Annotated in this window: 27 protein-coding genes; 14 read left to right on the top strand and 13 right to left on the bottom strand. The window is 71.5% G+C overall.

The window, feature by feature from the left end:
* Positions 1–24 precede the first annotated feature (24 nt).
* Genes J2X26_RS03910 through J2X26_RS03895 form a run of 4 tightly spaced genes read left to right on the top strand, consistent with a single transcriptional unit; the run spans position 25 to position 3,447 of the window.
* Positions 25–729, top strand: a complete 705-nt coding sequence (locus J2X26_RS03910; RefSeq protein ID WP_307489991.1) for an LmeA family phospholipid-binding protein — start codon at positions 25–27, stop codon at positions 727–729.
* Between the two features lie 54 nt (positions 730–783).
* Complete coding sequence (locus tag J2X26_RS03905; protein WP_307489989.1) at positions 784–1,509, top strand: M50 family metallopeptidase; 726 nt, start codon at positions 784–786, stop codon at positions 1,507–1,509.
* A 2-nt stretch (positions 1,510–1,511) separates the two neighbouring features.
* The gene (locus tag J2X26_RS03900; protein WP_307489987.1) at positions 1,512–3,017 is read left to right on the top strand and encodes an N-acyl-D-amino-acid deacylase family protein; all 1,506 of its coding nucleotides are present in this window, start codon (positions 1,512–1,514) and stop codon (positions 3,015–3,017) included.
* A 43-nt stretch (positions 3,018–3,060) separates the two neighbouring features.
* A complete protein-coding gene (locus J2X26_RS03895) occupies positions 3,061–3,447 on the top strand; it encodes a RidA family protein (RefSeq protein WP_307489985.1) in 387 nt (128 codons plus the stop codon).
* 52 nt (positions 3,448–3,499) lie between these two features.
* Here J2X26_RS03895 and J2X26_RS03890 read toward each other — a convergent pair whose 3' ends face one another.
* From J2X26_RS03890 to J2X26_RS03880, 3 genes are all read right to left on the bottom strand, one after another.
* Positions 3,500–4,732, bottom strand: a complete 1,233-nt coding sequence (locus tag J2X26_RS03890) for an alanine racemase (protein WP_307489983.1) — start codon at positions 4,730–4,732, stop codon at positions 3,500–3,502.
* Complete coding sequence (locus tag J2X26_RS03885) at positions 4,729–5,412, bottom strand: HNH endonuclease family protein (protein ID WP_307489981.1); 684 nt, start codon at positions 5,410–5,412, stop codon at positions 4,729–4,731. Before J2X26_RS03885 ends, J2X26_RS03890 begins: the two co-directional genes overlap by 4 nt.
* A 72-nt stretch (positions 5,413–5,484) precedes the next feature.
* Positions 5,485–5,949 carry an anthrone oxygenase family protein gene (locus J2X26_RS03880; protein WP_307489979.1) on the bottom strand — a complete coding sequence of 155 codons (465 nt, stop codon included), beginning with the start codon at positions 5,947–5,949 and terminating at the stop codon, positions 5,485–5,487.
* Between the two features lie 187 nt (positions 5,950–6,136).
* Between J2X26_RS03880 and J2X26_RS03875 the strand changes: the two genes are divergently transcribed.
* The 4 genes from J2X26_RS03875 to J2X26_RS03860 are packed head-to-tail and all read left to right on the top strand — an operon-like array spanning position 6,137 to position 9,298.
* Positions 6,137–6,532: a MerR family transcriptional regulator gene (locus tag J2X26_RS03875; protein ID WP_307489977.1), complete on the top strand. Its 396-nt coding sequence runs from the start codon at positions 6,137–6,139 to the stop codon at positions 6,530–6,532.
* A 36-nt stretch (positions 6,533–6,568) separates the two neighbouring features.
* Complete coding sequence (locus J2X26_RS03870) at positions 6,569–6,967, top strand: DUF2809 domain-containing protein (RefSeq protein WP_307489975.1); 399 nt, start codon at positions 6,569–6,571, stop codon at positions 6,965–6,967.
* A gap of 34 nt (positions 6,968–7,001) precedes the next feature.
* Entirely contained in the window at positions 7,002–7,739 is a 738-nt protein-coding gene (locus tag J2X26_RS03865; protein ID WP_307489973.1) for an MIP/aquaporin family protein, read from the top strand.
* A 56-nt stretch (positions 7,740–7,795) separates the two neighbouring features.
* Positions 7,796–9,298, top strand: a complete 1,503-nt coding sequence (locus tag J2X26_RS03860) for an amino acid permease (RefSeq protein WP_307489971.1) — start codon at positions 7,796–7,798, stop codon at positions 9,296–9,298.
* Here the strand turns inward: J2X26_RS03860 and J2X26_RS03855 are convergent.
* Positions 9,295–9,732: a nitroreductase family deazaflavin-dependent oxidoreductase gene (locus J2X26_RS03855; RefSeq protein ID WP_307489970.1), complete on the bottom strand. Its 438-nt coding sequence runs from the start codon at positions 9,730–9,732 to the stop codon at positions 9,295–9,297. The genes J2X26_RS03860 and J2X26_RS03855 overlap by 4 nt on opposite strands.
* Before the next feature lie 141 nt (positions 9,733–9,873).
* Between J2X26_RS03855 and J2X26_RS03850 the strand changes: the two genes are divergently transcribed.
* Positions 9,874–10,503: a hypothetical protein gene (locus J2X26_RS03850; protein WP_307489968.1), complete on the top strand. Its 630-nt coding sequence runs from the start codon at positions 9,874–9,876 to the stop codon at positions 10,501–10,503.
* Positions 10,504–10,545: 42 nt separating this feature from the next.
* Here J2X26_RS03850 and J2X26_RS03845 read toward each other — a convergent pair whose 3' ends face one another.
* A complete protein-coding gene (locus tag J2X26_RS03845; RefSeq protein ID WP_307489966.1) occupies positions 10,546–10,728 on the bottom strand; it encodes an antitoxin in 183 nt (60 codons plus the stop codon).
* Between the two features lie 27 nt (positions 10,729–10,755).
* Positions 10,756–12,135: an MFS transporter gene (locus J2X26_RS03840; protein WP_307489965.1), complete on the bottom strand. Its 1,380-nt coding sequence runs from the start codon at positions 12,133–12,135 to the stop codon at positions 10,756–10,758.
* A gap of 133 nt (positions 12,136–12,268) precedes the next feature.
* On the opposite strand from J2X26_RS03840, the gene J2X26_RS03835 reads away from it, so the two are divergent.
* On the top strand, positions 12,269–13,546 hold the full coding sequence (locus J2X26_RS03835) for an alpha/beta fold hydrolase (RefSeq protein ID WP_307489963.1): 1,278 nt from the start codon (positions 12,269–12,271) through the stop codon (positions 13,544–13,546).
* 111 nt (positions 13,547–13,657) lie between these two features.
* On the opposite strand, the gene J2X26_RS03830 is transcribed toward J2X26_RS03835, so the two are convergent.
* From J2X26_RS03830 to J2X26_RS03815, 4 genes are all read right to left on the bottom strand, one after another.
* On the bottom strand, positions 13,658–14,092 hold the full coding sequence (locus tag J2X26_RS03830) for a hypothetical protein (protein WP_307489961.1): 435 nt from the start codon (positions 14,090–14,092) through the stop codon (positions 13,658–13,660).
* 221 nt (positions 14,093–14,313) lie between these two features.
* Positions 14,314–16,107 (bottom strand): carbohydrate-binding domain-containing protein, encoded by a 1,794-nt coding sequence (locus J2X26_RS03825; protein WP_307489959.1) that lies wholly within the window; start codon positions 16,105–16,107, stop codon positions 14,314–14,316.
* A gap of 11 nt (positions 16,108–16,118) precedes the next feature.
* Positions 16,119–16,835: a polyphosphate polymerase domain-containing protein gene (locus J2X26_RS03820; RefSeq protein WP_307489958.1), complete on the bottom strand. Its 717-nt coding sequence runs from the start codon at positions 16,833–16,835 to the stop codon at positions 16,119–16,121.
* Complete coding sequence (locus tag J2X26_RS03815) at positions 16,832–17,398, bottom strand: DUF4956 domain-containing protein (RefSeq protein ID WP_307489956.1); 567 nt, start codon at positions 17,396–17,398, stop codon at positions 16,832–16,834. Before J2X26_RS03815 ends, J2X26_RS03820 begins: the two co-directional genes overlap by 4 nt.
* Positions 17,399–17,524: 126 nt before the next feature.
* On the opposite strand from J2X26_RS03815, the gene J2X26_RS03810 reads away from it, so the two are divergent.
* Together J2X26_RS03810 and J2X26_RS03805 are read left to right on the top strand one after the other, a co-directional pair.
* Complete coding sequence (locus J2X26_RS03810; RefSeq protein WP_307489954.1) at positions 17,525–17,755, top strand: FitA-like ribbon-helix-helix domain-containing protein; 231 nt, start codon at positions 17,525–17,527, stop codon at positions 17,753–17,755.
* Positions 17,752–18,162: a type II toxin-antitoxin system VapC family toxin gene (locus J2X26_RS03805; RefSeq protein WP_307489952.1), complete on the top strand. Its 411-nt coding sequence runs from the start codon at positions 17,752–17,754 to the stop codon at positions 18,160–18,162. The genes J2X26_RS03810 and J2X26_RS03805 overlap by 4 nt, the downstream gene beginning before the upstream one ends.
* A 3-nt stretch (positions 18,163–18,165) precedes the next feature.
* Here J2X26_RS03805 and J2X26_RS03800 read toward each other — a convergent pair whose 3' ends face one another.
* Positions 18,166–19,566 carry a glucose-6-phosphate dehydrogenase gene (locus tag J2X26_RS03800; protein WP_307489950.1) on the bottom strand — a complete coding sequence of 467 codons (1,401 nt, stop codon included), beginning with the start codon at positions 19,564–19,566 and terminating at the stop codon, positions 18,166–18,168.
* 86 nt (positions 19,567–19,652) lie between these two features.
* On the opposite strand from J2X26_RS03800, the gene J2X26_RS03795 reads away from it, so the two are divergent.
* The gene (locus J2X26_RS03795) at positions 19,653–20,510 is read left to right on the top strand and encodes a DUF429 domain-containing protein (protein WP_307489948.1); all 858 of its coding nucleotides are present in this window, start codon (positions 19,653–19,655) and stop codon (positions 20,508–20,510) included.
* A 3-nt stretch (positions 20,511–20,513) separates the two neighbouring features.
* Here J2X26_RS03795 and J2X26_RS03790 read toward each other — a convergent pair whose 3' ends face one another.
* Entirely contained in the window at positions 20,514–21,803 is a 1,290-nt protein-coding gene (locus tag J2X26_RS03790; protein ID WP_307489946.1) for a glycosyltransferase, read from the bottom strand.
* A 21-nt stretch (positions 21,804–21,824) separates the two neighbouring features.
* Positions 21,825–24,044: a glycoside hydrolase domain-containing protein gene (locus tag J2X26_RS03785; RefSeq protein WP_307489944.1), complete on the bottom strand. Its 2,220-nt coding sequence runs from the start codon at positions 24,042–24,044 to the stop codon at positions 21,825–21,827.
* A gap of 295 nt (positions 24,045–24,339) precedes the next feature.
* On the opposite strand from J2X26_RS03785, the gene J2X26_RS03780 reads away from it, so the two are divergent.
* Positions 24,340–25,818, top strand: a complete 1,479-nt coding sequence (locus tag J2X26_RS03780) for a DHA2 family efflux MFS transporter permease subunit (protein ID WP_307489942.1) — start codon at positions 24,340–24,342, stop codon at positions 25,816–25,818.
* The last annotated feature ends 15 nt before the right edge of the window (positions 25,819–25,833 follow it).

Below are 25,833 nucleotides of genomic sequence, written 5' to 3'. Positions count from 1 at the left end.
GCACGGACCCCCTAGGTTGAACCCGTGAGCGCACGCGGAGTAGCCATCGGGGTGCTGACCACGTGCGTCGTGCTCGTGGCCGGCGCGTTCGTCGCGGACCGGGTGGCGGCGTCGACGGCCGAGAAGCAGGTGGTCGCCGCGATCGAGGAGAACCTCGACGTCGTCGGGACCCCGACCGTCGAGCTCGGGGGTTTCCCGTTCCTCACCCAGCTGCTGGCGGGCTCGATCGACGACGTCACCGGCACGGTCGACGGGGTCACGCTCGAGGGCATCGACGCCACCGACGTGACCTTCGACGGGCACGACGTCAGCACGTCGGAGCCGTACACGGTGGGCACCGCGACGATCTCCGCGACGCTGCCTACCGCGTCGATCGAGCAGATCGTCGCCGACCGCTCGGACCTGGAGATCGCGGTCGCGGTCGACGGGGGCGCGCTCACGGCGTCGGGAGAGGTGCTGGGGCTGCGGCTGGCCGCCGACCTCGTGCCGCGCGTCGAGGACGGCACGCTGCTCGTGTCGGTCGAGAACGTGCAGATCGCCGGGCTGACGGTCTCCATCGACGACCTGCCGAACGCGATCGGTGACCGGCTGACTGACATCGAGATCCCCGTCGAGGGCCTCCCGGACGGGCTGGTCCTGTCCGATGCGACGGTCGTCGCGGACGGTGTGCGCATCACCGCGGACGGGACCGACGTCGTCCTGCCCACCACGGCGCCTCCGGCTGGGTAGGGTCCGTCCTGCCCACCCGCCTGGGTGGACGACGACGGACGAAGGACCCCGCGCGTGGACTGGATCGGCGACGCCTGGCAGGACATCACCACGCCCCAACCGGTGCCGTCGAGCACCACGGTGCTGCTCACCGCGGCGGGGGTGCTGCTGATCCTGCTCGTCCCGGTCGCGTGGCACGTGGCGCGGCACGGGCTGACGATCGTGCACGAGGCTGCGCACGCGACCGTCGCGGTCCTCGTCGGACGCCGGCTGTCCGGCATCCGGGTGCACTCGGACACCTCCGGCCTGACCGTGTCGGTGGGCAAACCGCGCGGTCCGGGCATGGTCGCCACCGTCGCCGCGGGGTACACCGGCCCGGCGCTGCTCGGGGTCGGTGCGGCGTGGCTGCTGTCCCGCGGGTACGCGGTCGCGCTGCTGTGGATCCTGCTCGTGGTCCTGGCACTCGTGCTGGTGCAGATCCGCAACTGGTACGGCCTGTGGGCGGTGCTGGTGACGGGTGCGCTGCTGGTCGCGGTGACGGTCTGGGGATCGGCGACCGTGCAGAGCATCGCCGCCTACGCGGTGACGTGGTTCCTGCTGCTGGGTGCGCCGCGCGCGGTACTGGAGATGCAGTCGGAGCGCCGCCGCGGTCGTCGCCGAGGGGTGCCGGACACGTCCGACGCGGGCCTGCTCGGTCGGCTGACGCACACGCCCGGCGCCCTCTGGGTCGCCATCCTGCTGCTCGTCTGCCTGGCCGCCCTCGCGCTGGGCGCTGTGTGGCTGATCGGCCTGCAGGTCTAGCGGTGCTGATCCGAGGTGGTCTGCTGGCCGACGGCGTCCGGGCGGACGTCCGGGTGGACGGCGACCGCATCGGGCAGATCGCCCCCGACCTGCCCGTCGACGGATCCGACGTCATCGACGCCGGCGGCCTCCTCGTGCTCCCGGGGTTCGTCGACGCGCACGCGCACGCCGACGCCCTCGTGCTCGATCCCGACGTCCAGGCGGCGCTGACCCACCAGGGCGTCACCACGGTGGTGCTCGGCCAGGACGGCGTCTCCTTCGCGCCGTCGCCGCCGGGGTCGGGTGCCGCCGAGTACGCGGACCGGTACTTCGCCGCGATCAACGGTTCCCACCCGACGTTCCGCGGCGGGTCCGTCGCCGAGCTGCTGGCCACCTACGACCGCGCGACCACGGTGCACACCGCGTACCTCGTCCCGCACGGCACCCTGCGGTACGCGGTCATGGGGGCCGACGACCGGCCCGCGCGACCCGACGAGGTCGCGGCGATGGTGCGGCTGCTGGAGCAGGGGCTCGACGACGGTGCGCGCGGGATGTCGACCGGGCTCGAGTACGCACCGGCGTCGTCGGCCGACCGTGCGGAGCTGGTCGCGCTGTGCGAGGTGCTGGCGCGCCGCCATCGGCCGCACGTCTCCCACATGCGCGGCTACGAGGACCGTGCTCCGGCCGCGCTCGCGGAGCTGCTCGACCTGGCGCGCACGACCGGCGTCGGCACCCACGTCTCGCACTACCACGGTCCGGCCGAGCGGCTCGGGCCGCTGGTCGACGACGCGCTCGCCGAGGGCCTGGACCTCACGTTCGACTCGTACCCGTACCTGCGTGGTGCGACGATCCTGGCGCTCGCCGCCCTCCCGGACTGGCTGCCGCTGGCCGACCCGGACCGCACGATCAACCTCCTGGCCGACCCCGCGGTCCGGTCCCGGCTTCCTCCGCGCGACGAGGTCTGGCCGCGCGTCACGATGTCGTGGGTCCCGGGTGCGTCGTGGGCCGAGGGGTTGTCGCTCCTGGACGTCGCCGCACGGCTCGGGATGACGCCTGCCGACGCGGCCCTCCACCTGCTCGTCACCACGAACCTGCAGGTCGGCTGCGTGTTCGAGCAGCCGCCGACCAACTCGGACGACTCGATGCGAGCCCTGCTGCGCCACCCCGCGCACTGCGCCGGCTCCGACGGCATCTACCGCGGCGGGCACCCGCACCCGCGCGGCTGGGGGACGTTCGCGCGGCTCCTCGGCAGGCACGTGCGCGAGCTCGGCGACTGGGACTGGCCGACCGCCGCGCAGCACCTGTCGACCACCGCGACGCGACGGTTCGGGCTGCACGACCGCGGGACGGTCGCGACCGGCCAGCGTGCGGACCTGGTGCTGGTGGACCCCGCGACCGTCACCGACCACGCCACCTACGACGAGCCGCGACGCCTGGCGACGGGTGTGCACGCGGTGCTCGTCGATGGGGTCCCCGCACTGCTCGACGGGCGGCTCACCGGCGCCCTCCCCGGCCGCGCGGTGCGCTGAGGAACACTGGTCCCGGTACCGCTCACCACCGAGAGGCAGTCCGATGACCCGCGAGAAGATCAGCACCCCCGACGCACCGCAGCCCGCGGGCAACTACTCCCAGGGGATCCGGCTGGGCAACCTGGTGTGGACGGCGGGCTTCGGACCTCAGGACCCGGTCACCGGCGAGATCCCCGAGTCGGTGGCGGACCAGACGCGTCGGGTGCTGCGCAACGTCGAGGCGACGTTGGCGGAGGCGGGCCTCGACCTGGGCGACGTGGTCAAGACGACGGTCCACCTGGCCGACCTGGCGGACTTCGCCGAGTTCGACGAGGCGTACGGGGAGTTCTTCCCGTACCCGAAGCCGGCTCGGACGACGGTCGGCTCGCAGCTGGCCGGGATCAAGGTGGAGATCGACGTGGTCGCGGGACGGCTCACGAACGACGACTAGACAGATGGCGCATGGACCTCACCCCGACCTGGTGGGCGGGTCCGTCAGCTCGTCAGAACCAGGTGGTGACGACGTCGACCACGCGCTGACCGGCGTCGATCACCGGGATCGCCCGCCACTTGTCGAACGCCGTGCACGGGTGGGAGATCCCGAGCTCCAGCAGGTCACCGACGGCCAGCGCCGTGCCGAGGGGGTCGGTCCCCTCGAGGTACGCGTGCTGGTCGTTGGTGCGGGTGACGTCCCAGCCCACGACAGCGACGGGCGCTTGGCCGTCCCGGTGCCGACGCAGGACCACCGGAAGGCCGGAGTCGTACGGCACGTCCCGCTTGCCGGCGCCGACGATCGCGAGCCCGTCCTCCGGGGTGGAGATCACCTGCGCCCAGATCCGCAGCGCCGGGTAGAGGTGGCCGCTGATCCGGGTGAACGGCGTCGAGCCCGCGTAGGTGCCGTGGTCGTGCGTGAGGTAGGCGCCCGACCGCAGGATCGTCGTGCTGGGCACCCCGCTCACGTCGGGTCCGCCCAGGACGTCGGCGACCACGTCGAAGTAGGCGGACCCGCCGGCGGAGAGCAGCACGTGGTCCCGCAGCAGGCCCGCGTCGACCAGCATCTCCGCGACGGCGCGCACCTCGGCCAGGTACTTCCGTGCGGCGTCGACGTCGGCGAGCGCACCCTCGTAGGCGCTGACCCCGACGAGGTCGACGCCCGGGATCTGCGCCGCGTGCTGCGCCACCGCGAGGGCCTGGTCGCCGGTGCGGACCCCGGACCGGCCGGCCGCGAACCCGACCTCCAGCAGGACCCGGACCCGCCCACCGTCGACGGCCGCGGCTGCCGCGTCGACGGCCTCGACGGAGTCGACGTGGAACAGGATCTCCGTCGACGGCTCGGCCGCCAGGGTCGCGGCGATCCAGCGCAGCACCGTCGGGTCGAGGATCTCGTTGGCGACGAGCAGCCGGCGCACCCCGAACGAGTGCGCCGCGAGCAGCTGGTTGCCCGTCGCGACCGTGATGCCCCACGCTCCGGCATCCAGCTGGGCTGCGAACAGCTCGGGCGACATGGTCGTCTTGCCGTGCGGCGCGAACGCGAGACCACGCTCGCCGGTGAACGCCGCCAACTGCGCGAGGTTGTGCACGACCGCGTCGGCGTCCAGGGTGAGCACCGGCCAGGTCAGCGACCCGTCGGTGAGCGTGTGACCAGCGGCGACGAAGTCCGACCGCGTCACCGGGGTGGGACACCAGAAGCCCTTGGAGGTCGGGCCGAGCAGGAGGGGAGGGAAGCGCAGCGTCATGGTGGGCTCACCGTAGCGACGACGCACCCGTTCAGCTCGCGGTTCAGGGCATCGCGTTCCGCCGCGGTCACCCACAGGCCGTACGCCGCCTTCACGCGGACCTGGTGCAGTGCGTAGACGCACCGGTACCCGCGCTGCGGCGGCAGCCACGTGGCCGCGTCGCCGGCTCCCTTCTCCTGGTTGGCGGGGCCGTCGACGGCGAGCAGGTTGGCCGGGTCGTTGGCGAACGCCTCGCGCTGCGGCGCGGTCCACGCCTGGGCACCCTTCTGCCAGGCGTCCGACAGCGCGACGACGTGGTCGATCTGCACCTGCGCCGAACCCGGTCCGCGCGCGAACGGGATCGGGACGCCCGTGTAGGGGTCGTCGAGCCTGCCGCTCAGCACCACGCAGTCCTCGACGACCGTCGCGGTGAGGTCCCGGCGCAGGATGTCGTTGCGGGTGTCGCAGCCGTTCCGGTCGACGTCGGCCCACGCCTGCCCGAACCGCTCGCGGGCGTACCCGGTGGTCGGTGCCCGACCTCGGACAGCCAACGACCCGAGCGCCGCCCGCCCTGCCGCGAGGTCGTCGGCGGTCACCGCGTACCGAGCAGCGACGCGCGCCTGCGACCACGCGGGCACCCCGGCACCGACGGCGAGGCAGACGACGAGGGCGGCGAGCCACGGAACCGCGTTCTTGCCCATGCCGGCAGCGTCGCGCGACGCGTCCCCGGTCCGGGGGCCGGGTGTGCACAGCCCGGGCTGTGGGCGGCTCCGCTACAGCACCGCTCGCAGCAGCAGTGCCGCGGCCGCGATGCCGGCGACGGTCCGCACGTGGTTGCCTGCGGTCCACTCGCTCACCCACGCCGGCCAGCGTGCCGCTGCGACCTCGCTCGCGGGGTCGAGCGCCGCGAGCTCGTTGTTCCGCGGGACGTTGTAGGTGATGGTCACGACGAGCGCGCCGACCAGGTAGACGGCCGCGCCGGCCGCCAGCCAGGGCGACCGGTCGACCACGCCCGCGACGACGAGTGCGACGCAGCCGAGCGTGGTGCCCAGCATCGCGAGCATGAGGGGCGGACGCACCGCGGTGATGTTGATCGACTGCATCGCGGCGATGCCCTGCGCGGCCGGGAGACGACGCAGGCCGGACATCACGAACGTCGAGAAGGCGAAGAACACGCCCCCGACCGCAGCGGACCCGATCGCCGTCGCGACGGTGAGCACGATGAGCTGCGTGCTCATCGGGATGCGGCTCGCAGCCGCGCGGGGACGGCTCGGCGCAGGACGCGGGCGTGATCGTGAGGTGTCATGCGACCAGGATCCCGGCGAGGTCTCGGACTTCCTATGTCCAGAAGTCGCTGATGAATGGCCGATCGTCCAGACGGCGGCGCTTGACTTCGAGTGCACTCGAAGGCGCATCATCGACGCCATGAGCGTCGCGGAGTCCGTCGGGACCAGCCTCAGCATCGCCGAGGCGGCCGACGCCACCGGCCTGACCACCCACACCCTGCGCTACTACGAGCGGGACGGGCTGCTGCTCGACGCGGTCGACCGGGCTCCGTCGGGCCACCGTCGCTACTCCGAGGACGACGTGGGCTGGATCCGGATGATCACGCGGCTGCGCTCCACCGGCATGCCGATCCGGGAGGTCCGCGAGTACGCCGACCTGGTCCGGGCGGGCGACGGCAACGAGGCCGAGCGGCTCCAGCTCCTCGTGGCCCACCGCGACCGCGTGCGGCTCCAGCTCGCCGAGGTGGCCACCCACCTGGAGGCCATCGAGTTCAAGATCGGTCTGTACGAGCGCACGACCTGCACGATCGCCTGACACGACCTCCGCAGGCCTCCCCGTACGGTCGTCCCCGTGCACCCCGACGACACCGCCACGACCTCGGCTCCGACGGTGCGACGCCCGGCGACCTCGCGAGTGACAGCCGGTCTCGTGGCGGTCGGGCTCGTCGTGGTGGGCGTCGCGGTGTCGCGGCTCGACCACGCGCTCGCCGACCCGGTCGGCGACGCGCTCTACGCCGCGTTCGTCTTCGCGCTCCTCGTCGTGATCGCCCCCCGCGCGAGGTCGGCCACCCTCGCGATCGTCACGTTCGCGTTCTGCGCCGCGGTCGAGCTCGCGCAGCTCACCGGTGTCCCCGCGGCGATCGTCGACGCGGTCCCCGTGTTCCGGTACGCGCTCGGCACCACGTTCGTCGCGGTGGACCTGGTCGCCTACGCGGTGGGTGCGGCGCTGGGCTGGGTCGTGCGACGCTGACGGTCCGAGCAGCGACCGACGAAGCGGGGGCCTCATGGATCCGTCGTACAGCCTGGCCGTACGGCTGACCTGCGAGTTCATCGGCACCGCGATCCTCATCATCCTGGGCAACGGCACGGTCGCGAACGTGCACCTCAAGGGGTCCAAGGGGTACCGCGGCGGGTGGTCGCTCATCGCGATGGGGTACGGCTTCGGCGTCATGATCCCGGCGATCATGTTCGGCGGGATCAGCGGCAACCTGATCAACCCCGCGTTCACGATCGGGCTGGCCACGTGGGGGCTGTTCCCGTGGTCGGAGGTGGCGCCGTACATCGTGGCGCAGATGCTCGGGGCGATCGCCGGCCAGGTCGCCATTGTCGTGACGCACAAGCCGTACTACGACCAGACGACGAACCCCGAGGACATCCTCGCCACGTTCTCGACCATCAACGCCGCCCACTCGCGCCTCAACGGGTTCCTGTCCGAGCTGCTGGGCTCCGTGGTGCTCTTCTCGTGCGCGCTGGCGATCATCACCTCGCCGCTGACCGAGAACGAGCCGGCCGTCGCGCACCTGGCGCTCGGGTTCCTGGTGTGGGGACTCGTCGCCGGCCTCGGCGGTCCGACCGGTCCGGCGCTCAACCCGGCGCGTGACCTGGGTCCGCGGATGGTGCACGCGGTGCTGCCGCTGCGGCACAAGGGGTCGTCGCAGTGGGACTACGCGTGGGTGCCCGTCGCGGCTCCGATCCTGGGCGGGATCATCGGCGTCGGCGGCTGGTACCTGCTGCTCGGCTGACCGCTCCGCAGGACACACCGGGCCATGACCGGCATGCTCGTTGCCGGGGGTGGGTCATGTCCGTGAGCACGAGCATCTTCCGGCGCAAGTCCGTCGAGGACTCTCTCGAGGAGTCCCTGGATCCGGAACGCGCCCTGCGGCGGACCCTGACCACGTGGGACCTCATCGTCCTCGGCGTGGCGGTGGCCGTCGGTGCGGGCATCTTCTCCGTCGGGGCGACGGCGGCGGCGAACTACGCGGGGCCGGCCGTCATCGTCTCGTTCGTCATCGCGTCCGTCGTGTGCGGGCTGGCCATCATGTGCTACGCCGAGTTCGCCTCGACGCTGCCGGTCGCCGGCTCCGCGTACACGTTCTCCTACGCGTCGATGGGGGAGTTCGTCGCGTGGATCATCGGGTGGGACCTGATCCTGGAGATGCTGCTGGGCTCCGCGGTCATCGCGAAGTTCTGGGGCGTGTACCTGTCCGACGCGTTCGGGCTGTTCGGCATCGACATCCCGACGACCCTGAGCCTCGGTGGCGTCGACGTCGAGTGGGGTCCGGTCGTCATCGTCGGCATCTTCACCGCGCTGCTGGCCCTGGGCACCAAGCTGAGCACGCGCGTGAACAGCGTGTTCACCATCATCAAGGTCGCCATCACGATCTTCGTCATCGTGGTCGGCTTCTTCTACGTGAACACCGCGAACTTCTCGCCCTTCGTGCCGCCGTCGCAGCCGGCCCCGGAGCGGACGTCCCTCGAGCAGCCGGTGTTCGCGTTCCTGTTCGGACTGGAACCCACCGCGTACGGCGTGATCGGCGTGCTGTCCGGCGCCGCGCTCGTGTTCTTCGCGTTCATCGGGTTCGACGTCGTCGCGACGACCGCCGAGGAGACCAAGGAGCCGCAGCGCACGGTGCCGCGCGGCATCCTCGGCGGCCTGGCGATCGTGACCGTGCTCTACATCCTGGTGACGATCGTGGTCACCGGGATGGTGTCCTACACCGAGCTCGCGGAGGCCGACACACCCTCGCTGACGACGGCGTTCGTGCTGGTCGGCGCGGACTGGGCGGGCCGCGTGATCTCCGTGGGGATCCTGGTGGGCCTGACGTCGGTGCTCATGGTGCTTCTGCTGGGCCTGACGCGGATCGTGTTCGCCATGAGCCGCGACGGGCTGCTGCCCCGGGGTGCGTCGCGGACCTCCCCGAAGTACGGCACGCCGGTCCGGCTGCAGATCGGCGTCGGCATCGTCGTCGCCCTGATCGCCGGGCTGTCCGAGGTGGAGCTGCTCGAGGAGATGATCAACATCGGGACGCTGTCGGCGTTCGTGCTGGTCAGCTTCGGCATCCCGATCCTGCGCCGGACGCGTCCCGACCTGCCGCGCGGGTTCCGTGTGCCGTGGTCGCCCGCGCTGCCGATCATCGCGGGCGTGGCGTGCCTGTGGCTCATGGTGAACCTGACCACCCTGACGTGGCTGCGGTTCCTGGCGTGGCTGGTCGCCGGCGTGGTCATCTACTTCGCGTACTCGTACCGGCACTCGATCGCAGCGAACCCGCACCACGACGCGAAGACGGGCGCGAAGCTCTAGTCGACGGGCTCCAGCACGAACACCGGGATGAGCCGGTCGGTCTTCTTCTGGTAGCCCGCGTACGCCGGCCACACCTCGTTGGCCCGCGCCCACCACTCGTCGCGCTCGGCGCCGCTGGTCTCGCGCGCGACGTAGTCCTTCTTCACGGCGCCGTCCTGCAGCTCCACGCGCGGGTGCTCGACGAGGTTGCGGTACCAGGCGGGGTTCTCGGGCGTCCCACCCTTCGAGGCGACCACCGCGTACCGGCCGTCGTGCTCGACGCGCATCAGGGCCGTCTTGCGGAGCTTGCCGCTGGTGGCGCCCACCGACGTCAGGACGATCACCGGCTTGCCCTGGAGCGTGTTGGCCTTCTGGCCGTCGCTGGCCTCGAACGTCTCGGCCTGCTTTCGGGCCCACGCGGACGTGCTGGGCGAATACTCTCCGGTCAGTGGCATGACCGGTGCAACGACGTCGACGCGGAAGCGCATTCCCCCGGCGCTCAAGCGGACCGGACCACGAGCCGATGAGACAGGGTCACTGGGTGCTACCACCCAGCGCCCCTTCCGCCCGCAGCGGCGGCCTCAGATCGGAGCTCGATGAAGTTCAACCCGCCCCCCAACTGGCCGACCCCGCCTGAGGGTTTCGTGCCCGAGCCGGGCTGGGCCCCGGACCCGTCGCTCCCGGCGCCGCCCCCCGGCTGGCAGCTCTGGGTGGAGGACGACGTCGTCCTGCCCGGGGAGACCACCGAGGCCACGCGCCACTACAAGCAGGCCACCACGTCGTTCCTGGTGGGTGTCGGCTTCTTCCTCGCCGGCGCGATCTCGACGATCGTCACGGCGAACTCGACCAGCGGCATCTACTGGTGGGGCGGCATGATCGTCGGCGCCATCGCCCTGGTGCGCGCGTTCACCGAGTACCGGGCCGCGCGCAAGGACGGCGCACCCGACCTGAGCGGGCTCGCGAAGGGCATCGTCGCCGTCGGCATCGTCGCGGTGCTCGGCACCGGCGTCGGCGCGGCGTCGAGCTTCGTCGCGTCCGAGTCGCTGGAGACCGGCGTCGGCTCGTGCTGGACCGTCGGCGACGACGAGATGGCCGAGGCCGTCAGCTGCGACTCCGAGCACCAGTTCAAGGCCGTGTCCGAGGTCGCCACCCCGGAGCAGTGCCCTGACGAGCTGTACCTCGAGGCAGACGCCGAGAGCGGCGTCCTCTGCCTGCAGGAGGACTGAGACCGCGGTGCGGGGCGGTCGGCCTGACCGCCCCGCACCCGGCTACTTCTTCTGCTCGTCCAGGTACGTCTTGGCCTTCTCGACGACGGAGTCGATCTGGGCGTCCTGGCTGTCGCTGGTCTTGGCCTTGACCGCCTCGGCCGCTTTCTCGATCGCGTCCTTGGCCTGCTCCTCGTGACCGCTGACGGCTGCCTTCGCCTGGTTGACCAGGTCCTCGATGCCCATGGTGGCGCCCTCCCTCGTGATGAGGTCTCAGTCTGCGACGTCGTCGACGGGTGTGCTCGGCGAGACGTGCTCGAGGGTGGTCCGGGGCATCGCGGCCGCGGCGACCACCGTGGCCAGCGCGACGACGGCGACCGCGACGAACGCCACGGTGACCGCGTCGCCGAACTGCTCCGGGTCCTGCGCCGGGGTGTCCCCGTGCATCAGCCCGTTGACCAGCGCCCCGAGCGCCGCGACGCCGACCGCGCTGCCCATCGACCGCGAGAACAGGTTGGCGCCCGTGACCACCCCGCGCTCGTTCCAGCCGACGCTCGACTGCGCGGCGATGAGGCTCGGTGACGCGACGAGCCCGAGCCCCGCACCGATGACGAAGCACGCGAGCCCCACCGCGAGCACCGACGGGCGGGTCGACGCCACGACGAGGCCGACGGCGCCGACGACCACGACCGAGGAGCCGATGAGCGCGGTCGTGCGGAACCCGAACCGCAGGTAGAGCCGGCCCGACTGCGACGCGGAGATGGGCCAGCCGATGGTCAGCGCGGCCAGCGTGAGGCCCGAGGTCAGCGGCGAGACGCCGAGCAGCGCCTCGAGGAACGTCGGCACGTAGGACGTCAGGCCGATGAGGATGACGCCGACCCCGACCGACACCAGCGACGCGGCGAGCAGCAGACGTCGGGAGAACACCCACAGGGGCAGCACCGGCTCGTCGGCCCGCTGCTCGACGAGGACGAACATCACCAGCAGCAGGGCGCCGACGACGAACGCGCCGACGCTCGGCACCGACAGCCACTCCCACGCGTTCCCGCCCTCCAGCAGCGCGAGGATCAGCAGGCTCATGCCCGTGGTGAGCAGCAGGCCGCCTGCCCTGTCGATCCGGTGGCGCGTGTGCTCGACGGTCTCGTGCAGGTGCCGGACCAGCAGCCACGCCGCCGCCAGGCACAGCGGGATGTTGACGAAGAAGATCCAGTTCCACGACAGGAACTCGGAGAACACCCCGCCGAGCGTGGGCCCGACCACCGACGAGATGCCCCACACGCTCGCGATGTACCCCTGCGCCTTGGCCCGCTCCGCGACCGTGTAGATGTCGCCCGCGATGGTGATCGCCATCGGCTGCACCGCCCCGGCACCCAACCCCTGCACCGCGCGGAACGCGATCAGCGCCGGCATGCTCCACGCGAAACCGCAGAGGATCGAGCCGAGCAGGAACAGGCCGATGCCGAGCAGGATCACGGGCTTGCGGCCGACGGTGTCCGCGAGCTTGGAGTAGATCGGGACGCTCACCGCCTGCGTCAGCAGGTACACCGAGAACAGCCACGGGAAGCTGGTGAAGCCGCCGAGGTCCGCGACGATCGTCGGCACCGCGGTGGCCAGGATCGTCGCGTCGATGGCGACCAGCCCGGTGGTCACCATGATCGCGATCAGGATCGGTCCGCGCTCGGACCGGAAACCGACTCCGCTCGTGTCGGTGCGGCTGGAGCTCAGGGTGGGCCTCCTCGGGATCAGCCCTCAGCATGCGGCACCCCCGGAGCCTAGGCTCGTCGACGTGACGCGCGAGTATGCGATGACCGGGTTCACCGTCCGCGAGCACCGGGTCGAGGTGCCGGTCGACTGGTCGGCACCGGACCGGTTCGGCTCGATCGAGGTGTTCGCCCGCGAGCTCGTCGACCCCGAGAAGGCGTCGGACGACCTGCCTCTGCTGCTGTTCCTGCAGGGTGGGCCGGGCGGTCAGGGGCCGAGGCCGCTGGGCGGCGGCTGGGTCGCCATGGCGCTCGAGAAGTACCGCGTGATCCTGCTCGACCAGCGCGGGACCGGCCGGTCGTCACCCGTGGACGGGCGCGTGATCAACGGTGTCGACGACCCCGCTGGCTACCTCGCGTGCTTCCGCGGCGACGCGATCGTCGCCGACGCCGAGCACCTCCGGTCCACCGTCTACGGGGGCCGGCGGTGGGCGACCCTGGGGCAGTCGTACGGCGGCTTCCTCACGTTGATCTACCTGTCGCGGCACCCATCGGCGCTGACCCGGTGCTTCGTCACCGGTGGGCTGCCGCCGGCCACCGTCGACGCCGAGGCCGTCTACGCCGCGACGTTCCAGCGGCAGGCGGCGCGCAACCGGGAGCTCGCGCGCCTGCACCCGTCGGACGTACCGATGCTGGGCGCCGTCGCGGACCTCCTGTCGGACCGTCCGGTCGTCCTCCCGACCGGGGAGCCGTTCACCGTGGAGAGGCTCCAGCAGCTGGGGCAGGGGCTGGGCATGAGCACCGGGGTCGACGAGGTCCACTGGCTGCTCGACACGGCGCTCACCTCCGCCGGGACGCTGTCCGACGCGTTCCTCGGTGCCGTCGTCCGCGAGACCGGGTTCGACAACAACCCCCTGTACGCCGTGCTCCAGGAGGTCATCTACCACCAGGGCGTTCGTTCACCAGGCTGGGCGGCGCAGGCCGAGCGCGACCAGTGGCCGTCGTTCGACCCCGACGCACGCCCGCTGCAGCTCACCGGCGAGACGATCTTCCCGTGGATGTACGAGCAGCACGCTGCTCTACGGCCGTTCCGTGAGGCGGCCGAGGCGCTCGCGGCCCGTCCCGAGTGGCCGCGGCTCTACGACCTGGATCGGCTGGCCGCCAACGAGGTCCCCGTGGCAGCCGTGCAGTACTACGACGACCCGTACGTCGACCTGGACCTCGCGCTGGCGACGTCCGTCGGCAACCTCGACGTCTGGATCACCAACGAGCACCTGCACGACGGCCTGCGCGTGGCGGGCGACACGATCCTGCCGAGGCTGTTCGACCTGGCGGCCGGCAAGGCCCGCGTCACGGGCCGCTGACCGGCGTCGCTGACGTGCTTGCTCGCTGAGCGCGGCACTTTCCGACGAGCGCGGCAGTCGGAACTGCCGCTCTCGTCGCGAAGTGCCGCTCTCACGTGTGGGGTCGGCTGCTCACGCCTCCGGGGTCGGCTCGTGGCCCGGGCGGCCGTGGGTGCGGTTCTCCTCCTTGAGCCGGGCCTCGTAGACGTGCCGGTGGCCGGCCATGAGCTCGTCCCGGACGCGCTTCTCGGCAGCCTCGAACACCCGGTAGTACTGCTCGTCGTACTCCTCGACCACCTGGAACGTCCAGCGGCCCGGCAGCACGTTGCGGCCGACGAGCTCGGCGCGGAGCTCGTCGGCCAGCTCCTGGTGCCCTGCGTCAGCCAGCTGGTCTAGGGCTTCGGCCAGCTCGTTGTCGGCGCGGCCCGTGAGTCGGTGGAACGCGTAGAGCATCCCGCGCGCGTGCTCGACCACCTCGAACGCGGCCGTCAGCGCTCCGACCGCGTCGACCACCTGCTCGGAGGTGCCCGGCGGCGGTCGGTGGGCATCGTCGCGCTCGTCGGCCATGTGTCGATGGTCGCCGCGCCGGCCGCCGCCCGCACGTCGACACCACCGCCGTCCGCGCACATCGACGCCACGGTCCCAGCGGCGAACAAGCCATGGGTGCCGTCGCCGGCGTCCGGGACAGCACTCATGGCTGGTTCGCGCCGATCCCACCGCGCCGAACCCGACATGGGTGTCGTCATCGGGGTCGAGACGGCACCCATGTCGGCTTCGGCTGCGCTGGGTCAGGGGCGACGGCCCGGGCCGCCGCCTCCGGCCGGGGCGCCACCGATCCCACTGCCCATCCCGGCGATCGCCTCGCCGGCCGTGGCCGTGGTCGCGACCGTCGTGCCGGTGCTGTCGCCGGCCGGCGCGAGGCCGCCGACCGTGTCGCCGGTGACCGTGCCGCCCGTCGCGGCCGAGTACGTGTCGCCGGAGACGACGTCCGCCGACGCGTAGACCAGCGACGAGAAGTCCTTGCTGGACTCGAACGCGGCGAGCTCCGTGCCGTCGGCGGCCAGGACGTGGACGACGGTGCCGACGGCCTGCGTCGAGTCGAACGTGAACGCGACGAACGACTGTGCGGAGTCGGCGCCGGGGGTCATCGCCATGCCCGATGCGCCGGCCGCCAGGAGCGTGCCGCCCGAGACGTCGAACGTGCCGTCCACGTCGAGCGCGCCGTTGCCGTCGTTCGTCGGGCCGCTGACGACGGCGGTGCCGCCGGTCATGGTGAGGAACCCGTTGGCGTCGAGGCCGTCGCCGCCGGAGTCGACGACGATCGTGCCGCCGCTGATGGTGAGCCCGACGTCGGTCGACGCCGCAGCGCCGGGTGCCTGCTCTCCGGTCGCGTCCGGATCGGCCGCGTTCACGCCGTCGTCCGACGCGACGACGCTGATGTCGCCGCCGGCGATCGTGATGAGCCCGGCCTCGAGGCCTTCGACGGACGACGTGATGTCGAGCGTCCCGTCGCTGATCTGCAACGCCTGGTCTCCGTGCACGCCGTCGTCGCCCGCGGCGAGGGTCAGGGCACCGCCCGCGATGCTGACGACGCCGTCGGAGCCGATCGCGTCGTCGGCCGCATCGACGAGCAGCTCGCCGCCGCCGACCACCACCGAGACCGTGCCGGAGACGCCCTTGGGAGAGGCATCGGCGGCGACCGTGGCGTCGTGCCCGCCCCCCGCGACGATGTTCACCGTGCCGTCGGCGAGGATCGCGTCGGTCTGCGCGGCGATGCCGTCGTCCCCGGCGGTGACGTCGACGGAACCTCCCGTGATCTCGACGTATCCCAGGGTCTCGTCCTCGTCGTTGTCGGACTTCAGGCCGTCGCCGCCGGCCGTGATGTCGAGCGTGCCGCTGGTGACCACGAGGTAGTCCTTGCCGCGGATCCCGTCGTCGACGGCGTCGACGGTGATGGTGCCGCCGGCGATGACGAGGCCGTCCTTGGCGGCGATCCCGTCGTTGGCGTTGCCGTGGACCGTCAGGGAGCCGTCGCCGGTGATGGTGAGGTCGGCGCTGCTGAACAGGGCCGCGCCCGCCTCGTCGGAGTCGGCGTAGGCGGTGGTGTCCGACAGCGCGTTCTCGCCCTCCAGGTGGACCACCACCTGGTCGGCGTCGAGGACCTGGAGCGGGGAGGTGGTGCTGCTGCCGATGGAGGCGTCGTCGAGGATCAGGTGGACGACCCCGTCGTCGGTGGTGTCGACGACCACCGACCCGTCGGCGAGGGTGCCGCTCAACCGGTAGGTGCCGGCCGCCGTGATCATGACCGTGCCGCCGTCGACGGTCATGCCGTCGGTGGCGGCTGGCGCGTCGAGGTCGATGGCGACCTCGTCGTCCGACGCGGTCAGGTCGACGTCATCGGGCGCCGTGTTGGCGGCCATCGCCTGCTCGACGGTGACGTTGGCGTCGGACGTCGTCGTGACACTGCTGCTGCCGTCCGTGCTGTCGGTGCTGTCCGCGGCGTCCGCGGTCGCCGTGCAGCCGGCCAGCAGGGCCGCGACGAGGGCGGCGGGGACGAGGATCTTGGCGTCGAGGCGTCGCATGGGGTGCTCCTTCAGAGGGTGACGTGGCGGTCGAGGACGCGGCGCCACGGGTGGTGGGGGAGGTCGGCGTGCAGGGCGGCCATGCCGGTGCCGTACTTGGAGATGCGGACCGGGCGGTGACCGTGCCGCCACAGGAGGCGGTCGGTGGAGGACGGCGTCGAGCCCGTCTTCGTCTCGATGACGACGCGGTCCGGCAGCGCCCGGGACGCTCCCGTGAGGGCTGACGTCCAGACCAGGCCGGTGTCGATGGTCGTGCGGCTCGCGGTGGCCGGGAGGAAGAGGGTCGTGCGGCGATAGGTGCTGACCAGCGTCTTTCCGACGGCCGCGTCGCTGCCCAGGACGTCGTCGGCGAACCGGCGGCCCTCGTCGGTCAGGGTGTCGCGGTCGTCGGGGTCGTACGGCAGGCGCGTCTTGACGGTGCTGCCGCGCGGGCCGCGGGTCTTGACCTCGACCCAGCACAGCGCGGAGTCCACGTAGGTGCGGGTGCGGAGCTTGAACCGCCGACGCCGGCGGTGGGCCGCGCCGAGGTAGCTGGTCAGGTCGGGGGTGTCGAAGTAGACGGACTCGTACGCGAAGTCGCGCTGGCCGTCGATCTCGAGGACGCGGGCGCCGAGCTCGATGCCCCGCAGGATTCCCTCGACGGCCTGCGCGGGAACGACGTACTTGCGGTCGATCCGGGACTGCAGGCTGGCGCGTTCCGTGAGCTCGACCAGGTCGATGGGCATCATGCCGCGACCCGCTCTCGGACGGAGGCGAGCTCGTACCGGACGTCGACGCAGGTGGTGTCGTTCACCAGGTCGACCCGCTGCACGATCGCGGTGTGCACGGTGGCGCCGAGGAGGCGTTCCAGGTGCGCGACGAGCGCGGTCTCGGCGGTGATCGCCGAGTCCAGCACCATCGTCTGCTGCCGGTACCGCCGCAGCATCCGGGGGTGGTCGACGACGGCCATGACCGCCACGATGAGCACCATCAGCGCGGCGTTCACGGCGGACGGCGTGGTGGAGAGCCCGCCCAGCAGCCCGAGAGCCAGCGCCGAGAAGTAGTACGCCACCTCGTGCTGTGTCAGCTCCGTGGACCGCAGCCGGATGATCGACAGCACCCCGAACAGCCCGAGCCCGAGGCCCGCACCGACCGTGCTGCCTGCCAGGGCCGTCGCGACGGCGAGCACCCCGACGTTCACGCCGAGGTACGCGACGACGAGGTCACGCCGACGGTGCCGGGGGAAGTAGACGCCGAACGCGAGGACGCTGATGGCGACGAGGTCGAGCGCGAGGAGCGCGTACCGAGTCATGGGAACCCTCCTTGTGGGACGGGTTCCATTCAGCGGTGCGTGCCTGTGCCGGTGCTGTGCAGGGGCTGAGGCCGGGGCGTGGAACGTCTGCTGTCGCTCCGCATGCTATGCAGCTATAATGCAGTCATGACGGTGATCACGGTGCGTGATGTCCCCGACGACGTCCGCGACGAGCTCGCGGCCCGCGCGGCGCGGGGTGGCATGTCCATGCAGGAGTTCCTGCGCGCCCACCTGATCGACCTCACGGCGCGGCCGAGCGCCACCGACGCGCTCGCGCAGGTCCGGTCCCGGGCGCGCGCCTATCCGAGGCTCTCGTACGCCGACCTGGTCGACGCGCTCGGTCCCGACCGTCGGTGACGGGGACCGTCGTCCTCGACGCCTCGGCCGCGGTGGCACTCCTGATCGACCCCGGCCCGGCCGGTGAGCAGGTCGCCGCGCGGCTCGACGGCGCGTCCGTCGTCGCGCCCGACCTGCTCCCGTACGAGGTCACCAACGTCCTGCGGAGGCAACGCAACGCCGGCCGTCTGTCGGACACCGAGGCCAGGCTGGCCCTCGAAGGACTGCATACCCTGTCGATCGACCTGTGGCCACACGCCGTTCTCACGGACCGGATCTGGTGCCTCGGTGCGAACCTCTCCGCCTACGACGCGGCGTACGTTGCGCTCGCGGAGCGGTTGGGCGCCGTCCTCCTCACGGCCGACGCACGGATTGCCGGCGCGCCGGGCATCACGTGCCCGGTCGAGGTCGTGACGCTTCCTCGTTGATGCTCAGTCGCCCAGCACCCAGCCGTGCGGCTCCGCCAGACGGTCCGCGGACTCCGGTCCCCACGAGCCGACGGCGTACGGCTCGGGCGTCGGGCGGTCGGCTCCGAGCAGCGGGGCGAACGCGATCCACGCAGACTCGAGGCCGGCGGGCGTGGTGAACAGCGTGCGGTCGCCGACGAGCACGTCCTCCAGCAGGCCCGCGTAGGGCGGCAGGGACTCGCCGGGTTCGACGTCGGCCAGGGCCAGGTCGGCGGTACCCGTCCCGAGCTCGAGGAACGCGCCGGGCTTCTTGACCGTCGTCGTGACCTTCAGCTCGCCCGATCCGGCCAGGGAGACGATCACCCGGTTGGGGCCGACGGGGGAGCCGAACAGCTCGTCGGGTGTCCGCAGCACGAGCGTCACCTGCTGTGCCGACGCACCCATGCGCTTGCCGGTGCGGAGCAGGAAGGGGACGCCCTTCCACCGCTCGGTGTCCACCCAGAGTCGCGCGGCGACGAACGTGTCCGTCGTCGAGTCGTCGGGTACCCCGTCGATGTCGCGGTATCCGTCGTACTGCCCGAGGACGACGTCCTTCGCCGGGTCGAGCGGGCGGAAGTGCGCGATGACCTCCTCCCGCGCGGTGCCCAGGTTCGCCGCGTCGAGCTTGCGGGGCGGTTCCATCGCGACCTCGGCGGCCACCTGGAACAGGTGCGTGACCAGCATGTCGAGCGCGGCGCCCGTCGCGTCGTAGAACTCCGCGCGCTGGGCGACGTCGAGCGTCTCCGGCACGTCGATCTGCACCTGCGCCACGTGCTGCCGGTTCCAGATGCCACCGAACAGCTCGTTGGCGAACCGCAGGACGTGCAGGTTCTGCGTCGCCTCCTTGCCCAGGAAGTGGTCGATGCGGAAGACCTGCTCCTCGTCGAACGCGTCGTGGGCGGTCGCGTCGAGCTCACGGAACGTCTCCAGCGACGTCCCGTAGGGCTTCTCGTAGACGACGCGGACGCCGTCGGTCAGTCCGGCCTTCTTCAGTGCGCGGGTGATCGGCGCGAACGACGACGGCGGCACCGCCAGGTAGTGGATGACGGTGACGTCGCCACCGAGCGCCTCGCGGAGCCGGTCGAGCTCGCCGGGCAGCTCGTCGGCGCTGTCGTCCTCGGTGACGTCCCCGCAGTAGGCGGTGTGCTGGGTGAGCTCCGGCACCCCCTCCGCGGCCTCGTCGTCGCCGAACTCCTCGACGGCGGCGCGCAGCAGCACGTCGAAGTCGTGCGAGCTGATCGGCGTACGACCCGTGCCGAGCAGTGCCCACCGCGGCGGCAGCAGGCCACGACGCTGCAGGGTGGCCAGCGCGGGCAGCACCATGCGTTTCGCGAGGTCGCCGCGGGCGCCGTGCAGGACGAAGATCAGGGGCTCGGTAGGCGCCATCGGGCGGGTCCTCACGACGGTGACAGGCGGAGCCTCGACCGTACGTTCGTGTGCCGACGAGCGCGCGCCGGGGGAGAGGGGACGACGTGACCACCTATCTCGGGATCGACCTCGCGTGGGCGGCGCGCGCGAAGACCGGCCTGGCAGCTCTGGACGTGGACGGCCGGCTCGTCGCGTCGACCTCCGCGGTCACCGACGACGAGATCGCTGCGTTCGTCGACGAGCACGGCCACGGGACGGTCGTCGCGGCGATCGACGCTCCGCTGATCGTCCCGAACGCCACAGGCTCACGCGTGCCCGAGCGACTCATCACCCAGGAGTTCGGCCGGTACAACGCGGGCGCCTACCCGTCCAACCGCTCGCGCCCTCTCTTCGACCCCCCGCGCGGCGAGACCCTGTGCCGGCGGTTCGGATGGGACCGCGATCCCGGGACCCCGCCCGGCCGGGACCGGTCCGTCGCGATCGAGGTCTATCCACACCCCGCGATGGTGGTGCTCTTCGCGCTGGCAACCGTGCTGCCGTACAAGGCGAAGCGAGGGCGCGGCCTCGAGGGTCTGCAGACGGCGTTCCTCTCGTTGCTCGACCACATGGAGGCCGCGTGCGACGAGCCCCTGCGGCTGACCTCATCCCCGCGGTGGGCGCAGATCCGGGTCGCGGTGGCCTCGGCCGGACGGGTTGCAGATCTCGACCGCGTCGAGGACGAGGTCGATGCGGTGCTCTGCGCGTACCTGGCGTGGCTCTGGGGCACAGGCTCACCGACGATGCGCGTGCTCGGCGACGTCGACAGTGGCTACATCGTCGTCCCGGGCAGCCCGACGGTTCCCCCGGTACGTCCGACGAGATCCGTGGTGCGCGACGACCTCGTCGACGAGTTCCAGGCAGCCGTCCCGAGCCTGACTCGTCGCGATGCCGAGCGTCTGGTGGAGATCGCCCGGCGACGATGAGGCTCAGCCGACAGGCGTCGGTAACCGCATCACGCGCGCGACCCGGTCGAGGATCGCGTCCAGGACCGCCCCCCGGTCGAACTGCAGGGCATGCAGGCGGGCGCGGGTCTCCCAGCCGGCGCGCTCGTCAGGGGACATCGCGAGGATGCGGTCCAGCGACGCGGCGATCGCCGACGGCGACTCGACCGGCACGATCAGCGCACAGTCACCCACGGCCTCGCCGATGCCCCCGGTGTCCGTCGTGATGATCGGTCCGCCGCCGGCGAGCATCTTCTCGGCCAGCGCGATGCCGAACGTCTCGACGAACTCCGGCCGCGGCTTGCTCGGCAGCACGTACGCGGCGGAGGCGGCCATGAGGTGGGCCTTCTCGTCGTCGTCGACGTCGTCGAAGAACACGATCCGGTCGGCGGCCGACGACGCCGCGGCGAGCTCCTGCAGACGCGAGGCGTCGGGGCCGTTGCCGGCGATGACGAGCCGTAGGTCGTCGGAAGCACGGCTCTGCGCGAAGCCCGCGATGAGGTCGTCGACCCCCTTGGCGTGCGCGAGACGGGAGAGGAACAGGACGTAGCCGTCGGCGGTCAGACCGCGGGCCTGCAGGACGCGCTCGCTCTCGGCAGGGTCGAGGTCCAGGTACGAGCCGACGTCGATCGCCGGGTACGAGACTGTGACGCGCTCGCGGCACTGGGCGGCGAACGTGGTGCCGTGCTTGGCGTCGATGGCGGCAGCCTCGGCGATGATCAGCTCGCGCGTGTAGTCGCTGACCGCGAGGCACACGTCGTGCTCGAGGTAGCTGGACAGCACGTGCGCCGCGGCGCCGAACTCGTCCTTCTCGACGCAGGCGCGGACCACGTTGGTGACGTCGGAACCGACGGCCTCCGCGACGGTCGTGACGTTGACGGGCAGACCGGTCCGACGGGCGACGTGCACCGCGTCGGCGACGGCGAGCGAGTGCGGGCTCAGGTAGAGCGACATCGCGACCGTCGGGACGCCGTCCGTGAACAGCTCGACGAGGCGGCCGACGATGCCCGCGAGCCAGCGCCCGTCGGGGACCTTGTAGTCGCCGACCGGCTCGGGGCGCTCGACGGTGATCCCCGGCGAGTAGGGCAGCACGCCGTCGAGAGGCTTGAGGGGGAGGCCCGTCGCCTGCAGCCGGTCGATGGGCCACGTGACGATGCGGACGTCGTCGAAACCCCGCTGCAGGGCGGCTTCGGCGAGGTTGCGGGCCTCTCCCGAGTGACCGCAGATGACCGGGTCGGCGCGGACGACGATGACGAGACGGCGGTTCGGGACCACGACGGCTCCTTGTTGGCTCGCTCAGCGCCGCAGCGCGGCGGTAGGGGGATGGGTGCTCACGGACGGGGGCCGGACGGTGGTGCCCCAGTCGCTCGGCGTCGGACCGAGCTCCAGGTGCAGGCGACCGCCTCGATGGAGCTCCGTTCCGGTGAGCCACGTGCGCTCGAGCCGCACACCGTCGAGGTGCACGGAATGTACATACTGCGTGGGTCCGTCCGGGGTCGGTTCGACGAATCCGGTGGTCTCGATCGTGAGGTTCCGGTCGCCGACGTCGATGCTCGACTCCCGCCAGGCGGGCGCGCTGATCAGGAACAGGTTCTGGCCCGCGACCGGGAAGAGCCCGAGCGACGCCCACACGAACCACGACGAGAGCCCACCCGAGTCGTCGTTCCCCGGCAGCCCACCGCGGCCGGTGCCGAACTGGTTCTGCACGATGGCCTGCACCACCTCGGCGGTCCGGTCCGGGCGGCCGGCGTAGTGGTACGACCACGGCGCCTCCATGTCCGGCTCGTTGTTCAGACCCTCGAACCGGTTGAGCGCGTACCCCGCGGCCATCTCCTCGATGGCGGGCCGGAGCCCCGGCTGCTCCACAGGGGGAGCGCCGAACCCGAAGAACTGGTCGAGCTGTGCCACGAAGGCGTCGTCGCCACCCGAGAGCTTGATGCGCGCCGCCATGTCGTGCAGCAGCCGGAACGAGTAGTTCCAGCGCCCACCCTCGTAGTAGGTGGAGTCCTGCAGGAGGCCGGTCTCCTCGTCGAACGCGTTGATCCACCGCGCAGCCAGCGGCGTGAACTGCTCGACGAGCGCCGGGTCACCCACGTGCGCCGCGATCTGCGACGTGCACCAGTAGCCGAACGCCAGGTCCAGGGTGTGGCTGATCGGGTGCACCTTGCCGCGCAGCAAGAAGTCCTCGCCGTACGTCCTCCGCAGGTCGTTGTGCATGTGCACCAACGCCCAGTCCCAGTCCATGCCCGGCAGCCCGAGCTGGCAGAGGTCGGCGAGGAACGTGTGCGCCAAGGCGCTGGCCTGCCGGCCGAACTGGTCGGCGCCGCGGGCCATCCGGTACCCGATCGGGAGGTTCCCCTCCTCCTCGGAGATGTACAGCAGCGCGTTCGCCAGCTCGACGGCCTTGTCGGGCATGAGCGTCGTCAGCAGCGGCAGCTGCGTCCGGTAGATGTCCCACATGGTCGCGAGGTCGAACGCGAACGGCCCGTCGGCCGGCCAGAACGGCGACTCGTCCGGTGCCAGGCACGGCTTGATCAGCGAGTGGTAGAGCGCCGTCGAGAAGACGGTCTGCTTGTCCTTCGACGAGGTGTCGACCCGGATCTTGCCCAGGGCCTCCTGCCAGGTTGTTGCGGTCGCCGCCCGGCGTTCAGCGAAGCTGGACGGGCCCGGCCCGCACTCCTTCTCGAGGTTCTCGCGTGCCTGGTCGACGCCCCGCAACGAGAACCCGAACCGCAGCTCCACCACCTGCCCGGGTTCCGACGGCCCCGCCCACATCAGCCCGAAGGGCCGCAGCGTCGTCGGCCGGATCCGGTCGAAGTCCAGCCGCGTGCCCCCCGGCATGAGCCGACGGTCGTACCAGAGCAGCTGCCGCCACCGCGGGTCGTCGCACTCCACATGGATCGCCAGCGGAGCGCCCTCGACGACGATCTCGCCCTGCGCGATCCCCGGGCTGATCGAGTGCAGGTGCGCTCGGAGGGGCACCGTCCGCCCGTGGGGGATGGACAGGCCACCCAGTGAGAAGTCGATGACCAGCCGCGCGTCCCGGTGCGCCGGGAACGTGTACCGGTGCACAGCGCTCTTCGGCCCGACGGTGATCTCCGCGCGGATGCCCGATTCGAGCGTCGCCGTGTAATACCCCGGCTCGGCGCTCTCGTCGACGACGTCCCACAGCTGCCCCAGGTCGTCCAGCGGCTGCAGCATCGGCGTGACGCGGAAGTAGTTGTAGTACTTGCGGATCGCGCCCGTGCCCGACTGCTGGAAGTGCGTGAAGCCGCTCGCCACCTGCCGGTCGTACAGCTCCGTCGGGAGGCCTTCCGTGCCCAGGTCGTAGCGGCCGTAGCCCGTGGGGTACGCGCCGCTGTACGCGCACGCGCTGACCATGCCCAGCGGGTACGTCGCACCCGGGTGCGTGTTGCCGACCTGCGGCTTCGGCCACCACCACGTCTTCGCGAGGTCGCTCTGCGGCGCCAGGCTCGTGGCCTCCGTGCCGATGAAAGGGTCGACGCGCTCGAACATCCGCCGCTCCTCGCGCTCCTGGTCGGGGACGACAGGGTCGCGTGCGGGCGACGCCTGCGTCTATGCCTCGTCGAGGGGACGGTACGTCGGCAGTGTTGCGGGGGGGTTTCGTCGTCGACAGGGCGTGCCGGATCGTCGCCTCTGCGCCGGGGCGGCGGCATCTTCGGCCACCCGCGTTCGCGCGCCCGTGGTTGAGGCTCGCGACGCTTTGCCGTCTTGCGACCGTTCATGACCGGGTGGAGTGTGGATTTCGGCGCGGCGCGGCCGTCGCGTCCATCCGGACGAAGGAACCCCGATGACGGACGCGACGACGGCCCAGCCCTACCAACCCCCCGCCGTCCCCCGCAGCGCCTGGAACGCGCTCATCGTCCTCATGGCCGGCATGTTCATGGCCCTGCTGGACACGACGATCGTCAACGTCGCGCTCCCGACGATCCAGGTCAGCCTGGACGCGAGCGAGGCGACGCTGAGCTGGATCATCAGCGGCTATGCGCTGGCGTTCGGCATCGCGCTGATCCCGGCGGGCCGGGTCGGTGACCGCATCGGGCACAAGTGGGTGTTCTTCACGGGCCTGCTGCTGTTCACGGTGGCGAGCCTGTTCTGCGGGCTGGCTCAGAACAGCCTGCAGCTGATCGTCGCGCGGGTGGTTCAGGGTCTCGCTGGCGGCATCTTCGTGCCGGCGGTGACGGCGATGATCCAGCTGCTGTTCCCGGGGCCGGTGCGCGGGAAGGCGTTCGCGATCATGGGGTCGGTGATCGGGGTGTCGACGGCGCTGGGGCCGATTCTCGGTGGGTTGATCATCGAGGCGTTCGGCGACGAGAACGGGTGGCGGCTCGTGTTCTGGGTCAACATCCCGATCGGTGTCATCGCGTTGATCGCGGCGGCGAAGATCCTGCCGGCGGGTGCAGAGGGGAAGGCGAAGGAGGGGTACGACTTCGTCGGGCTGGTGCTGCTCACGGTGGGGCTGATCGCATTGTTGGTGCCGCTGATCGAGGGGCAGGACGAGGGCTGGCCGGCGTGGACGTTCATCACGCTCGCAGCGGGGGTGCTGCTGATCGCGGCGTTCGCGTTCTGGGAGAAGCGCATCGAGCAGAAGAACCCGATGGTGCCGCCGCACCTGTTCTCGCATCCGGCGTTCACGGGCGGCACGATCCTCGCGCTCGTCTACTTCGCGGCGTTCACCAGCATCTTCTTCACCATCTCGCTGCTGTGGCAGGCGGGGCTCGGTCACACGGCGCTCGAGTCCGGCGTGGTCGGGGTGCCGTTCGCGATCGGGAGCATCATCGGGGCGTCGCAGAGCAACCGGCTGTCGCAGCGGCTGGGTCGCACGGTGCTCGTCGTCGGCACCGCGATGGTCGCCGTGGGTCTCGTCTCGGTGTGGCTGATCCTGCGGTTCATCCCCGCGCCCGACCTCGTGAACTGGGACCTGCTTCTCCCGCTGCTGGTCGCAGGCATCGGCAGCGGGCTGTTCATCGCGCCGAACGCGCAGTTCATCGTCGCGACGGTCAACCGGTCCGAGGCGGGCGCCGCCAGCGGGGTGATCAGCGTGATGCAGCGCGTCGGGTCGGCGATCGGCATCGCGGTCATCGGCAGTGTCCTGTTCGGCACCCTGCACATCACCAGCAAGGACCCGGCGCAGATCCAGCAGGCGTTCGTCGACAGCGCCGCGCACGCGATGGCGGTCAGCGCGGTGCTGGCCGTCGTCAGCTTCGTGCTCGTGTTCGTGCTGCCGAAGCAGGTCGACGCGCACAGCGGGCCGCCGCGCCCGGAGTGACCGCGTCAGCTGTTC

The organism is Cellulomonas humilata (genome assembly GCF_030814415.1).
Taxonomy (GTDB): domain Bacteria; phylum Actinomycetota; class Actinomycetes; order Actinomycetales; family Cellulomonadaceae; genus Cellulomonas; species Cellulomonas humilata_A.
The sequence above is the reverse complement of the archived record's forward strand: the minus strand, read 5'-3'. Positions and strand labels throughout refer to the sequence as shown.